Annotated in this window: 11 protein-coding genes; 7 read left to right on the forward strand and 4 right to left on the reverse strand. The window is 70.0% G+C overall.

Features of this window, described 5'->3' with window-relative positions:
* Window positions 1–89: 89 nt before the first annotated feature.
* The 3 genes from ACIP64_RS14470 to ACIP64_RS14480 all read right to left on the reverse strand — a co-directional run bounded on the left by ACIP64_RS14470 (window position 90) and on the right by ACIP64_RS14480 (window position 1,683).
* Window positions 90–581, reverse strand: coding sequence for a DUF4188 domain-containing protein (locus ACIP64_RS14470; RefSeq protein WP_401585656.1), 492 nt, complete (start codon window positions 579–581; stop codon window positions 90–92).
* Between the two features lie 108 nt (window positions 582–689).
* A complete protein-coding gene (locus ACIP64_RS14475) occupies window positions 690–908 on the reverse strand; it encodes a 2TM domain-containing protein (protein ID WP_401585659.1) in 219 nt (72 codons plus the stop codon).
* A gap of 46 nt (window positions 909–954) precedes the next feature.
* On the reverse strand, window positions 955–1,683 hold the full coding sequence (locus ACIP64_RS14480; RefSeq protein WP_401585662.1) for an alpha/beta fold hydrolase: 729 nt from the start codon (window positions 1,681–1,683) through the stop codon (window positions 955–957).
* Window positions 1,684–2,226: 543 nt separating this feature from the next.
* On the opposite strand from ACIP64_RS14480, the gene ACIP64_RS14485 reads away from it, so the two are divergent.
* The 6 genes from ACIP64_RS14485 (at window position 2,227) to ACIP64_RS14510 (ending at window position 9,955) form a co-directional block, all read left to right on the forward strand.
* Window positions 2,227–5,394 carry an ATP-binding protein gene (locus ACIP64_RS14485; RefSeq protein WP_401585665.1) on the forward strand — a complete coding sequence of 1,056 codons (3,168 nt, stop codon included), beginning with the start codon at window positions 2,227–2,229 and terminating at the stop codon, window positions 5,392–5,394.
* 297 nt (window positions 5,395–5,691) lie between these two features.
* Window positions 5,692–6,486: an alpha/beta fold hydrolase gene (locus ACIP64_RS14490; protein WP_401585667.1), complete on the forward strand. Its 795-nt coding sequence runs from the start codon at window positions 5,692–5,694 to the stop codon at window positions 6,484–6,486.
* A 244-nt stretch (window positions 6,487–6,730) separates the two neighbouring features.
* Window positions 6,731–7,990, forward strand: a complete 1,260-nt coding sequence (locus ACIP64_RS14495) for an MFS transporter (protein ID WP_401585670.1) — start codon at window positions 6,731–6,733, stop codon at window positions 7,988–7,990.
* 82 nt (window positions 7,991–8,072) lie between these two features.
* The gene (gene rpmF / locus ACIP64_RS14500; RefSeq protein ID WP_401585672.1) at window positions 8,073–8,243 is read left to right on the forward strand and encodes a 50S ribosomal protein L32; all 171 of its coding nucleotides are present in this window, start codon (window positions 8,073–8,075) and stop codon (window positions 8,241–8,243) included.
* Window positions 8,240–9,424, forward strand: a complete 1,185-nt coding sequence (locus ACIP64_RS14505) for a GTP-binding protein (protein WP_401586498.1) — start codon at window positions 8,240–8,242, stop codon at window positions 9,422–9,424. The genes rpmF and ACIP64_RS14505 overlap by 4 nt, the downstream gene beginning before the upstream one ends.
* 126 nt (window positions 9,425–9,550) lie before the next feature.
* Window positions 9,551–9,955, forward strand: coding sequence for a hypothetical protein (locus ACIP64_RS14510; protein WP_401585674.1), 405 nt, complete (start codon window positions 9,551–9,553; stop codon window positions 9,953–9,955).
* Between the two features lie 1,351 nt (window positions 9,956–11,306).
* Here the strand turns inward: ACIP64_RS14510 and ACIP64_RS14515 are convergent.
* Window positions 11,307–11,486, reverse strand: a complete 180-nt coding sequence (locus tag ACIP64_RS14515; RefSeq protein WP_401585677.1) for a hypothetical protein — start codon at window positions 11,484–11,486, stop codon at window positions 11,307–11,309.
* 10 nt (window positions 11,487–11,496) lie between these two features.
* Between ACIP64_RS14515 and ACIP64_RS14520 the strand changes: the two genes are divergently transcribed.
* Entirely contained in the window at window positions 11,497–12,444 is a 948-nt protein-coding gene (locus tag ACIP64_RS14520; RefSeq protein WP_401585680.1) for a hypothetical protein, read from the forward strand.
* Window positions 12,445–12,483: the final 39 nt, after the last annotated feature.

Below are 12,483 nucleotides of genomic sequence, written 5' to 3' on the forward strand. Positions count from 1 at the left end.
AGCGAGCAACTCCCACTCCCGGTCGGTGAGTTCATGGCGACGTATCACCCCACCATGATCCACCACCCGATGATCTTTGAAGACGGACCCTAGTCCTTCGCCCCCTTCAGTCTCTGAGCCGCCGTGTCCCCGCGTCGACCCACTGGGACGACACCCGTCGCGGCACCGAGGCCGTACTCGGGCATGTCGACGTACACCGACTCGTAGGAGCCCGCCGACACGATGAACGTCTCGTGCCAGATGCCCACATTGCCCTTTCCGTCACGTGCCCGTCGGTTGAACGCCGCCCAAGCGGGCCTGTGCACCGCATCCTGCTGGTGGGCGTAGGCAAGGAGCGATTCCTTGTCCGCCCAGTACTGGGCGACGTAGAAGTCCCGCGGGCCGGCGAAGAGCAGCTGGTACCCGAGAAGACCGCGGCTCTTCTCCTCCGACAGCTCGCGCAGCATTTTCGGCATCGACCTGAACGCGGGAACCCAACTGCGCAGCGCCCGGAACCGGTTGATCCGAAGCCCGATGTGGAAGACGACCAGGCCACTTTCGATCGCGGCGGTGTTACGGCCCGGCAGTACTTTCGTGGACACAATTCTCCTCTGCTGGTTGAAATGAACACTGCGTACTCGGGTACGGCCCGGGCCGCAGCCGGCTTGAGCCCGGCTGCGGCCGCTGGGCGCACGCGCCGGTGCCGAGCCTCACATCACGGGCGGGTGGGCGAGCGAACGGGACTTCGAACGGAAGACCCAGAAATGGATCACCAGCCCGACGCCCCATCCCGCAATCGACCACAGGGGCCAGAAGAAGCGGTCCGGCGTGAGGAGCCACCACAGCAGTACCTGCGCCAGATTGGCGATGACGTACCACAGCAGGTGGATCCGCAGGGCCCAGGTCATCGCCTTCAAGCTCTTGTGCATGTCGTCCCCTCAGGTCGGGTCGGTGCACTCGCGCTGCACGGAAAGGTCACTGCGGCTGTCCCTGTCCCTGCTCCTGCGCCGCCGCCTTGATGAGAGCCACCGTCGCGCCCGGCCGGGAGACGAACACCATGTGCGAGGCACCCTCGACGACCTGGACCTTGGCACCGGAGCGCTGGGCCATGAACTCCTGCGCCGCCGGCGGAATGATCCGGTCGGATCCGCTGATCAGGTTGTAGCTCGGAATCGTGTGCCACGCCTGCGGACCGGCGGCGGGCTCACCCAGGGCGGCGCCGGTGGCCGGGCGCTGCGTGATCGAGTAGAGGACGGCCTCCTCGGCCGACACGTCCCCCGCGAAGTGCGGGTGAAAAACCTTCGGGTCGATGTACAGATCGACCTGACCGTCGGGCAGCGGCACCGGCTTCAGGGACTCGCCCACGGTGCTGCCCGGGAACTTCTCGACCAGCGCCTGCGCGCTCTCACCTGTCTCCGGCACGAACGCCGCCAGGTAGACCAGTGCCTTCACGTTCGTGTTCCCCGCGGCGGCGGTGGAGATGACCGCTCCGCCGTAGGAGTGCCCGACCAGCACGATCGGTCCGGCAATGCTCTCCAGCAGCGCCTTCACGTGTGCCGCGTCGGAGGCGAGCCCCCGCAGCGGATTCGGCGCGGCGACCACGGGATAGCCATCGGCGACAAGCCTCTTCGCCACCGTGTTGAAGCCGCTGCTGTCGGCAAAGGCACCGTGTACGAGCACGATCGTCGGATTCCCGCTCACCATGAACCTGTCTCTCCTTCGGATGACGGCCGACAAGGACCGGAGTGGGTTTCGAGTTCTCCCCCACCGTCCGGCTGACGGCCTCTTCTTCGAACCGCGCTTGCGGGGAGCGTGCGCCGCGGCTCGGCACCCTCACGCTCGACGCAAAGCTAGGGCGTGGCACTGGACAGGAATGGAATGAGACCGGGACCTGGTTCCGGGTGGCCTTCAGTGATCATTCAGTCGGCATCAAGCCGGTTCGGCCAGGCTGCGCGCATCGGCGGACAGACGGCCCTGCCGCCCACTCGTCGGCGGGGAACATCCCCCGGTCGTCGGTCTCGTAGGCGGCGCGGTCACCGTCCGCGCGACCCCTGCCTATCCGGTCCGGTGACGTTCGGTGCGTCGCCCGGCCGGAGGACCTGCCGCGAGCCCTGCTGTCGCCCCTGGCCGTCGCCCGGCCCTTCCGGACGAACAGGGGTAGTCATCGCTGTCCCCGCAGCGTAACTTCGGTCGCCACGGGCAGCGGACGGCAGCGGGGGCGACCCGGGACTGGGAGTGGAAAAGGGAATGGCCTCCTCCGACGCCTCTCTGCGTCTGCAGGTGCTCGGTCCGTTGCGGATCTGGCGGGACGGTGCGGAACTGGACCCCGGTCCTCCGCAACAGGCGTATCTGCTCGCCGTTCTCCTCGCCCGTGCGGGCGAGCCGGTCAGCATCGGCGAGTTGGTGGACCTGATCTGGGCCGAGGACGTCCCGGCCTCGGCGGTCAACATCCTCCAGAAGTACGTCGGTGCGCTGCGGCGGCTGCTGGAACCGGCGTTGGCCGCGCGTGAACCCGGCTCGTACCTGCGGCGTCGCGGCAGCGCGTACCTGTTCGAGGCTGCCCCCGGGACGCTGGACGTCGTGAGGTTCCGTGAACTGGTCGCCGCGGCCGAGGGTCGCGTCGCGGAGCGGCAACCCGCCGCGGCACTCGACGGGTACCTGGAAGCGGTGGGGCTCTGGCAGGGCTCGGCGGGCGACGGGGTCGCCTACGGCTCGACCGGTATGGCGATCTTCGCCGGGCTGGACGACGAGTTCCACCACGCCTGCCTGGCGGCAGCCGAGTTGGCGACAAGGCTCGGCCGGCCCCAACGCGTGCTCCCGTCCTTGCACATGGCCGCCCGGATGGCGCCGTTGCACGAGCGAGTGCAGGCGAGTCTCATCGGTGCCCTGGCTGCCGCCGGCCAGCCGGCCGAGGCGCTGTCGGTGTTCCGGACCGTCCGCGCCCGGCTGGCCGAGGAGTTGGGCGTCGCCCCGGGCCCGGCGCTGGTCGCCGCTCACCTGCGGGTGCTGGAACGGGCACCGGCTGAGGAGATGCCCTCCGAACCTCCGGCGGCTCCCACCACCGACTGCCTGGTCGGCCGGGCCGAGGAACTGGCCGTGGCGCGGCATGCGGTGGAGTCGGCACTCGCCGGATCCACGGGGCTTGTGCTCGTCGAAGGAGAGCCCGGAGTGGGCAAGACCCGCCTGCTCGAGGCGGCGGGCGCCGAGGCGAACCGGCGGGGCGCACTCGTTGTCTGGGGCCGGTGCCTGGAAGGGGACGGCACGCCGTCGATGTGGCCGTGGTCGCAGGTCATCGGCGCGCTCCTGGACGACGTGCCGGCCGCGGCCCGAGGGGAATGGCAAGCGGGCGAACTCGGTCGGCTCGTGACGCCGCGCGGCGGCGGCCGCATGACGTCGGCCCTGCCGGACAGCGGCGTCCGGTTCCGTTTCTTCGAGCAGGCCGTGGCGCTCATCCGTCAGATAGCGGCGCGGCGACCTGTGTTGCTCGTCGTCGACGACCTCCAGTGGGCCGATGCCGCCTCGCTGGATCTGCTCGGTCACCTGATGGCCCGGCTGCCGGGCGGGACCTCCGTGATCGGGGCGCTCCGCGACCGTGCGCCCGCGCCGAACTCGGATCTGGGGCGCACGCTCGCCGCGGCGAGTCGCCTGCCCGGTCACCGCAGGATCCCGCTGGGCCCGCTCGGCCCGGCCGAGGTGGCCGAACTCGTCCGCCGTGAGACGGGGCAGGACCCGGGCCCGGGGGCCACCCGCCTCATCCACAGCCGCAGCGGAGGCAACCCCTTCTTCGTCCGCGAGCTGTCCCGGTTCCTCGCCGACGGCGATGTCCTCACGGAAGCCACGGCGGCACGGACCGCGGTACCGGTAACCGTCCGGGACGTCATTCGCGACCGGATGACCGGACTGGGTGCCGACGCCGGAAGCCTGTTGCAGATCGCCGCGCTGATCGGCCGTACCGTCGACCTCGCTCTCCTCGCCCGCACCGCCGACCTGGACCACCAGACGTGTCTGGACCGCCTGGAGGCGTGCGAAGGGCTGGGCCTGCTCGAACCTTCGCCCGGCGACCCCTACTCATGGAGATTCCCGCACGACCTGATCCGCGAATCGGTGGTCGAGACCGTGTCGCCGCAGCGCGCGGCCGGGCTGCATCTGCTGGTCGCCGACGCCCTGGAGGACAAGGCCGCGGACACCGAAATGGTGGCCGAGCGTCTCGCCCATCACCTGTGGTCCGCCGGACCGCTCGCGGATCCGGCCCGGACGGCGACGGCGCTCGTCCGGGCCGGCCGCTGCGCCGCGGCCAAACTGTCGCTCGACGCGGCAGCGCGGCAGCTCCACTCGGCCGCGCGGGTGGCACGGACTGCGGGCCTGGCGGAGCTGGAGCTGGCCGGCCTGTCGCTGTTCACCGCGGTGGACGGCATGCGCGCGGGATACGTGGGCGCGACGGTCGACGTGCTGGAGCGGGCCGAACACCTCTCCCGCGGACTCGGCAGGGAACGGGAGGCCGCCGGCTTCCTCTACTCCCGCTGGGCCGCGTACGCCCAGGGCCTGCAACTGGATCGCGCCGGCCGGCTGGCCGGCCAGTTACTGGCGCAGGGGGAGGCGTCCGACGACCCTGCCCTGCATGCCTACGGCTGGTACGCCTGGGGCATCCACCAGTGGGGTGTCGGCAACATCGGAGAGGCGTTCCGGTACCTGAGCCGGACCGACTGGACCGTTCTCGACGACCTGGCCCATCGTGGGGAAGAGCCGCTGCGGCGCGATCTGCGACTGATCGCGGCCGGGATGCTCGCGATGACGACCTCGCTGCACGGCGACGTCGACGCGGCATTGGCCCAGCTCGCGACGATGGAGGCCGCCTCGGGAGGCGACCCCTATGCGATCACGGTCTGGGCGGCGTACTCCGCGAGAATCGGTGCTCTGATCGGCGACCCGGCGCGGGCCCTGCACGCGGCCGAGTGCGGTATCGCCGTGGACCCCACGTTCTCGTTCGGCTTCCTCGGCAGCTACCAACGGCTGGCCCGCTGCTGGGCGCACGCCGTGACCGGAGTGGCCGCGGCGGGGGCAGCGGCGGAGGCGCAGGACCTGATCGTCTCGTCGCTCTCCGACCCGCCGTGCTCGGGGCTGGCCACCTGGTACGGGTTCCTTGCCGAGATGTGGCTGGCGGCCGGAAAGCTGGACGAGGCCGACGCGGCACTCGACCGGGCGGACCGGGCCGTCGCGACGTACGGCCAGCGCTACGCCGAGAGCCTCCTGCTCCTGTTCCGGGCACGGGTGTTGCGGGCACGCGGCGAGCCGGTCGCCACGGTTCGGGCCCTGGCCGAGCGGGCGCACGCACTGTCCGTCGAGCGCGAGGCCCACCTGTTCGCCCGCCGTGCCGAGGAACTGCTGGCCGAGCTCACGGACGGCACGTCCCGCTGACAGCCGTGCCCGCGACTCCGCGCTGTGCGGCTCGGGGACGGAACTCCCCCTGAGCTACCGCCCGATGGCCGCACCGGCTGATGGGCTCAGGCCGCGGACCAGCGGTAAGGCCGGTGTCCGCTCCCGCGGACGTGGTCGGCTGCGCGTATCCGGATCCACGGACTTGATGAGCACTGAATCCTCAATGGAGGCGTCGCTCGACGCGCGCTCCGCACCGTCCACGGCACGTCAAGTGGCCGCACCTACGCTCGCCCACGATCACTTCGACGAGCAACGGAATTGAAGGACGTGCACCGGATGACCACCACTCGCCGGACCCTGCTGGCCGGATCCGCCGCAATCGCGACCACCGGCCTGCTCAGTACACCAAGCGCCCAGGCGCACACCCCGAGAAAGGGACCCAAGCCGACCATCGTGCTCGTGCACGGTGCGTTCGCCGACGCGTCCGGCTGGAACGGCGTCGCCACCCGGCTCATCCACGACGGCTACCCGGTGATCGCACCGGCGAACCCGCTGCGCAGTGTTTCCGCCGACTCCGCCTACCTGCGCGGCATCCTGGCCACCCTGCAGGGACCGGTCGTGCTCGTGGCGCACTCGTACGGCGGGATGGTCATCACGAACGCGGCAACCGGGAACACCGGCGTCACGGCACTGGTCTACGTGGCGGCTTTCATGCCGGACCAGGACGAGACGCTGCTGGGCCTGCAGACCCGGTACCCGGGAAGCCGGCTGAACGAGGCCGCGCTGGACTTCCGTCCCTACGGCGACGGGCTGGTCGACGGCTACATCAAGAGAGAGGTCTTCCGGGACGTCTTCGCCCGCGATGTGCCGAGAGCCACGACCGAACTGATGTGGGCCGGCCAACGACCGGCCGACGCCCGCACCCTGGGCGAGCCCTCCGCTGTCCCGGCCTGGCGCAGCATTCCCTCCCACGTTCTCGTGGCTCGCGACGACCAGGTGCTGCCGGCAGCGGCCCAGCGCTTCATGGCGCAGCGGGCCGGCGCGCACGTCCAGGAGGTCGGCGCCTCGCACGTCGCGATGATCTCGCAGCCCGCCGTGACGGCCGAGTTCATCAAGCGCGCCGCACGCTGACGGGCCCAAGGGCGGTCGGGTCGACTCCTGCCGCGAGCGGTGGGTCGTGGACCCGGCCGCGGCCTTCGGGCAAGCCCGCCCGGTGGACGCTCCGGCCACGAACCGGAGCGTCTCCCCCAACGGACCGCGCTTCGCTCGGCCGCAGCCGTTTGACGCTGCCTCAGAACCGACTTCCACAGCGGTGAGAGCCGTCCCGTGCCGGCGCCAACGCCGGGCGGGCGCACCGCTCCTGAAAGGACGAAAGATGCATCAACGGGCGTACAAGGGCCAGTGTGCCGCCGAGGAGGTCCGCCACACCTCGGCAAGAGCGCCGATCCGCAATCCGAGGCTGGCCTTGCTCGCCCTGGCGCTGGGCACCTTCGCGATCGGCACCGGTGAGTTCGGCAGCAACGGCGTCATCCAGCTCTTCGCGGCCGATCTGCACATAGCGATTCCCGTCGCGACCTACGCGGTCACCGCCTACGCCGTCGGCGTGGTGATCGGCTCCCCTGCGATCATCCTGCTGGGAGCCCGGGTCAACCGGCGCACCCTGCTGCTCGGATTGATCGTGCTGTTCCTGGTCGGCAACGTTCTCTCCGCGCTGGCGCCGAACATCGCCCTGCTGGTGGCCTTCCGGTTCATCACCGGAAGTGTCCAAGGGGCGTTCTTCGGCGCGGGAGCCGTCGTCGCGGCATATGTGTACGGCCCCGGAAGGAGCGGCACGGCGTTCGCCACGGTGATGGGCGGGCTCACCGTCGCCACCATCGTAGGCTCGCCACTCAGCACGTTCATCGGTCAGAGCGTCGGCTGGCGGGCCATGTACTGGACCGTGGTCGCCATCGGCCTCGTCGCCGGCGCCGCACTGGTCGCCTGGCTGCCGCGGACCAGCGACCTGCGCGGCAACTCCATCACGAACGAGCTGGGCGCGCTGCGCCGGGTCGACGTCTGGCTGATGGTCACCGTTGCGGCGCTCGGAATCTCCAGCATCTTCGCCGTCTACACCTTCATCGGCCCGTTCATCACCGACGCGGCCCTGCGCGACGCCTCTCTTGTCCCGATCGCACTCGCCGTCTTCGGCGTCGGCATGGGGGTGGGCAACTACTACGGCGGACGCGTCGCCGACCGGCACGAGAGCCGCGGCCTCGTCTGGGGCTACGGCGGCGTCCTGGTGCTCCTCGTACTGATCGGAGTGGGCGGCAGCAACCTGACCATCCTTCTGCCCTGCCTGTTCGGCGTCGGCGCCACCATGATGTTCGCCATCCCCACCATCCAGGTCCGGCTGACCGCCCTCAGCCCGGACGCCCCCACCCTCATGGGCGCGCTCAACCTGGCCGCGCTCAACCTTGCCAACTCGTTCGGCGCGATCGGTGGCGCCATCACCCTCGACGCCGGCTGGGGACCCCTGTCCACCGTCTGGGCCGGCTTCGCCCTGACCACGGCCGGTCTGCTGCTGTTCCTCGTGACCAGCACCCGGGGCAAGTCCTTGTCCCACTCGACGCGCACGACCCAGCCGACACTGCGCTGATCATTCCTCGGCAGCGCCGCTTTTTGTAATGGAAACCGTTTTCATATAACGTGGCCCCGACTTCAACGAGGAGTGATCTGTCGTGGCCGTACCAAAGCGCAAGATGTCTCGGAGCAACACCCGCCATCGCCGGGCCCAGTGGAAGGCCGCCCCGGCCGAGTTGGTCCCCGTCGTGGTGGACGGATCGGTGTACCGGGTACCTCGCAGGCTGGCCAGGGCCTACGAGCGAGGCCTGCTCCGCCCGGAAGGCTGACGGGCGTGGCACACGATCGACTGCCGGTGACGGTGCTGTCGGGCTTCCTCGGCGCGGGCAAGACCACGCTGCTCAACCATGTGCTCCGCAATCGCGACGGCCTGCGTGTCGCGGTGATCGTCAACGACATGAGCGAGATCAACATCGATGCCGCACTGGTGCGTGGCGGCCAGGCGGTCCTCTCCCGCACAGAGGAACGCCTGGTCGAGATGACCAACGGCTGCATCTGCTGCACCCTGCGGGACGACCTGCTCGAAGAAGTGGCCCGGCTGGCCGGGGAGGGGCGCTTCGACTACCTGCTCATCGAGTCCAGCGGCATCTCCGAGCCGATGCCGGTGGCCGCGACCTTCGCCTTCCCCCGCGACGACGGCGCGACGCTCGGCGATCTGGCCCGTCTCGACACCATGGTCACCGTCGTCGACGCGGCAAACTTCCTCACCGAGCTCACCGGCGGGGACGGCCTCGCCGAACGCGGACTCGACCAGTACGAGGACGACGAGCGTACGGTCAGCGACCTGCTCGTGGACCAGATCGAGTTCGCCGACGTCATCGTGCTCAACAAGCTCGACCTCGTGGACGACCGCGACGCCGACCGGCTTCAGGCGACGCTCACGCGCCTCAACCCGGCCGCGCACATCGTGCCGGCCCGGCACGGTCGGGTCGATGTCCGTCAGGTGCTCGGCACCGGGCGATTCGACCTGGAACGGGCTCAGCAAGCTCCTGGGTGGGTCATGGAACTCAACGGGGACCATGTGCCGGAGACCGAGGAGTACGGCATCTCCAGCACGGTGTTCCGCTCCGACCGCCCCTTTCATCCCGGTCGCCTGTGGGCCTTCGTCACGGGCGGTCTCGACAGCGGCGCCTTCGGACAGGTCCTGCGTTCCAAGGGCTTCTTTCGCCTGGCCAGCAGGCCGCAGGTGACGGGGCTGTGGTCGCAGGCCGGTTCCGTCGCACGGTTCGAACCGTCCGGCGCCCTTGAGGCCGACTCGCCCCACGCCCAGGAGCTGGTGTTCATCGGAGTGGGCCTGCGCTCGGAGGCCTTGCACGCGGCGCTGTCCGCTTGCCTCATGGCCGACGAGGACGACGTTCCGGCGAGCGACCCGTTTCCCGAGTGGCTCGTCCACGAGGTGAACGACGCCTGCGAGCACGAGCACGCGGGCCAGCTGACGCAGTCCCGTTAGACCCGGGCCGGGCCCCTTGGTGGACGAGACTCTTGTCCCACGCCTCCACCGCCCGCCGCGATGGCGTCGCAGAGCCGGAAGACGACCCCGTAGACCGCGCGTCCACGCCACCTGAGCATCGCGTGGTTGCAGCGCTTCGCACTTGTGCCGGACGAGGCCGAGTCGGTCGTCATGGTGCCCGTCGCGGTCTTCGTGGCGGCCGCGGTCCTCCAGCGCAACGTACGTCGCTGCTTCGACCCCATTGGGCTCATCAGAGTGACGGCAGGCCCGGCGGACCGCGCGGGCACGCCGGTCCTGCGTCGTCAGGCGGTGGGAGCCCCTTCAGCGGGCGCGTCAGCAGGCGTCTTCGGCTTCTCGCGGACTTCGCTGTCGAGGCTGCGCTTCGCTACGGCGTCGGCGGTCGGCTGCGAGCAGGACGCGTTGCAACTCCGCAGGTCACTCGGTCGGCTTCCCAATGTGCACGCCGCAAGAGGCAGGGCGATTCTTGCTGTGGGCTCGCTGCTGTGCATGTCAGCTCTTTTCTCCTGGTGAGCGGCGTCTGCCGCCCGCTGCGGGCCCTTTCCTGGAGGTGACGTGTTGTCCCGAATAGCCATGCCTCGGATGCCCGTTCGGGGGCACAGAGGCAGCATGCGGATGTGGGCGGTGGCCGCGAGTGCGGCCTTGGCGTCCAGCGCCATGACGGGTGCGGCGTACGGGGGAAGCGCCGGCGGTGGCGAGGCCGATGCCGTGAAGCCCCCTGCCTATGCCGGTCTTGAAGACCCGTGCTTCAGTTTCCCGGACTTCCCCGGATTCTGCCCGAGCCGCCCCGGTTACCCGGGCCGTCCTGGACGCCCCGGTCCTCCTGGCCCTCCTGGCCCTCCTGGGCCTCCCGGGCCGCAAGGCCCCGCAGGGCCTGCCGGACCACAGGGTCCGGACGGGCCAGCAGGACCCAAGGGTGACCCTGGCGGTCCAGGGCCTCAGGGCCCCCCTGGACCGACCGGCCCCAAGGGTGATCCGGGAGGTCAGGGTCCTGCGGGGCCGCCCGGTGTCGCTCCGGGGCACGGCTTGAGGGTCTTCGACGACGACGGTCAATTCGTGCCGCCCGCCAACGTGACCACAGTCTTCATCCAAGCCTGGGGCGGCGGTGGAGGCGGTTCTGGAGGCAACCGCACGACCGCCGGGGCCGGTGGTGGCGCGGGAGGCTTTGTCTGGTGTGTCCTTCCGGTCCAGCCGGGCACTCCCGTTGACGTGGTCGTGGGCATAGGAGGCCCCGGTCAAACCGGGAACGGATTCGGGGGCAACCCCAGCGGGGCGCTCAATGGCCTAGGCGGCATTGTGATCGCCGACGGCGGTGTGGGCGGGAATCTCTCGACACTAACTGGTGGTGCGGGTGGCACGGCCAGCTGTGAGGGCAACGAGGGCACGGCCCGACAGGGCGCCAGTGGCGGAGACGCTCCGTCGGCGTCGATCCAGCCGCCCGGTTTGGGCGGCCGCCCGACGGTGGACGGCGTCGTACAACCAGCGCCCTCGGATGCAGGCGTCGGCGGCTCCGGCGGCGCGGGCGGCTCGGTCACCACGGGTGAGAACGGCCGCGACGGATACGTGGTCATCTGGTGGTAGACCGTGTGAGGCCCGGCGCGTAGTGTGCCGGGCCTGACCCGTCAGGAGGCGGAGGCCTCCCCCGTCTTCGCGTCAGCGTGCGTCTTCGGCTTCTCGCGGACCTCGCTGTCGGGGTACCGCTTGGCGACAGTTTCGGCGGCGGGCTTCGAATGTATCCGTGGAGTGCTGCGCAGCGCGGGGTCGCCCCAATGCACTCCGAGAGACGGCTCCGGCCACCATGGGCCGTGGTGGTCAATTTCCTCGGCCGTACGGAGGAATCCACGGCGCGGCACCGCGAAAGTCGTCACCCGCTGGGGAACCCCTCCTGCCGGTCAAGGGTGCTCACGCGGTTCTTGACGACGACAGTGGTGCGGGCCGTTCGGCACGCCCTGCGCTGTGACAGGAGGATCTGGGTGTCCAGGCGAGCGAACCGGGCTGTGTGGCTGCGGTGGACCACGGTGTCGGCGACGGCGGGAGCAGTCACGTTGGCGGGGGTGAGTGCCACCGCGGCAGGTGGAGACACCGCGGTGGACTGCCGCAGCAACTCCTCAGCCCTGCAGGCCGCCATCGCGGCTGCTGCTCCGGGGGCGAAACTCACCGTGCAAGGGACGTGCACCGGTCCCTTCACCATCGGGAAAGCCCTGACCCTCATCGGCCGGAAACAGGCAGTGCTCGACGGCAATCACACAGGCACCACCGTGACGATCAGCGCAGCCGTGCAGGTGCGGTTGACCCGCCTGACCATCACCGGTGGCCAGGGAGGTCAGGGCGGAGGCATCCGCAACTCCGGCGGCACGCTGACAGTGACTCATTCCACGGTGACCGGGAACTCCTCCACCGGTCCTGGGGGCGGAGGCATTTACAACGAGAGCGGCACGGTGACGGTGGAGGACTCCACGCTGGCCAAGAACACCTCCACGGGTACCGGGGGCGGCATCCGTAACCAAGGCACGCTGACGGTGAAATCCACCTCAGTGCACCACAACACCGCTCAGACACTCGGCGGCGGGATCGACAACGTCAGCCCCAGCACGATGATGGTCAGCCGATCGAAGGTGCACCACAACACAGTCAACACCGTCAACGGGGGCGGCATCTTCAACGACGGCACGGCCACGGTGGACTACTCCGAGGTGAGTGACAATACGTCCCCTGTCGGCTCCGGTGGCGGCATCCGCGTCACAGGCGCCAATGGCAGGCTGACCCTGAACCACACGCTGGTGCGTCACAACTCGACGGCAGCCGCGGGCGGCGGCGTCAGCGTCGGTGCAAATGCCGTGGCGACGCTGAACGACTCGAAGGTCCGCAACAACACCGCGAGCAATGGCGGCGGCGTCAACGTTGACCCAGGAGGCACGGCGACACTGAACCGCACACGGGTCACCGACAACACGCCGAACAACTGCGCCCCCACGGGTGCCGTACCAGGCTGTATCGGCTGAACTCCCCTCGCACCCTCGCGGACACCTCGCCCTGGCCCG

Source organism: Streptomyces sp. NPDC088733, assembly GCF_044751185.1.
In the GTDB taxonomy this organism is placed as follows: domain Bacteria; phylum Actinomycetota; class Actinomycetes; order Streptomycetales; family Streptomycetaceae; genus Actinacidiphila.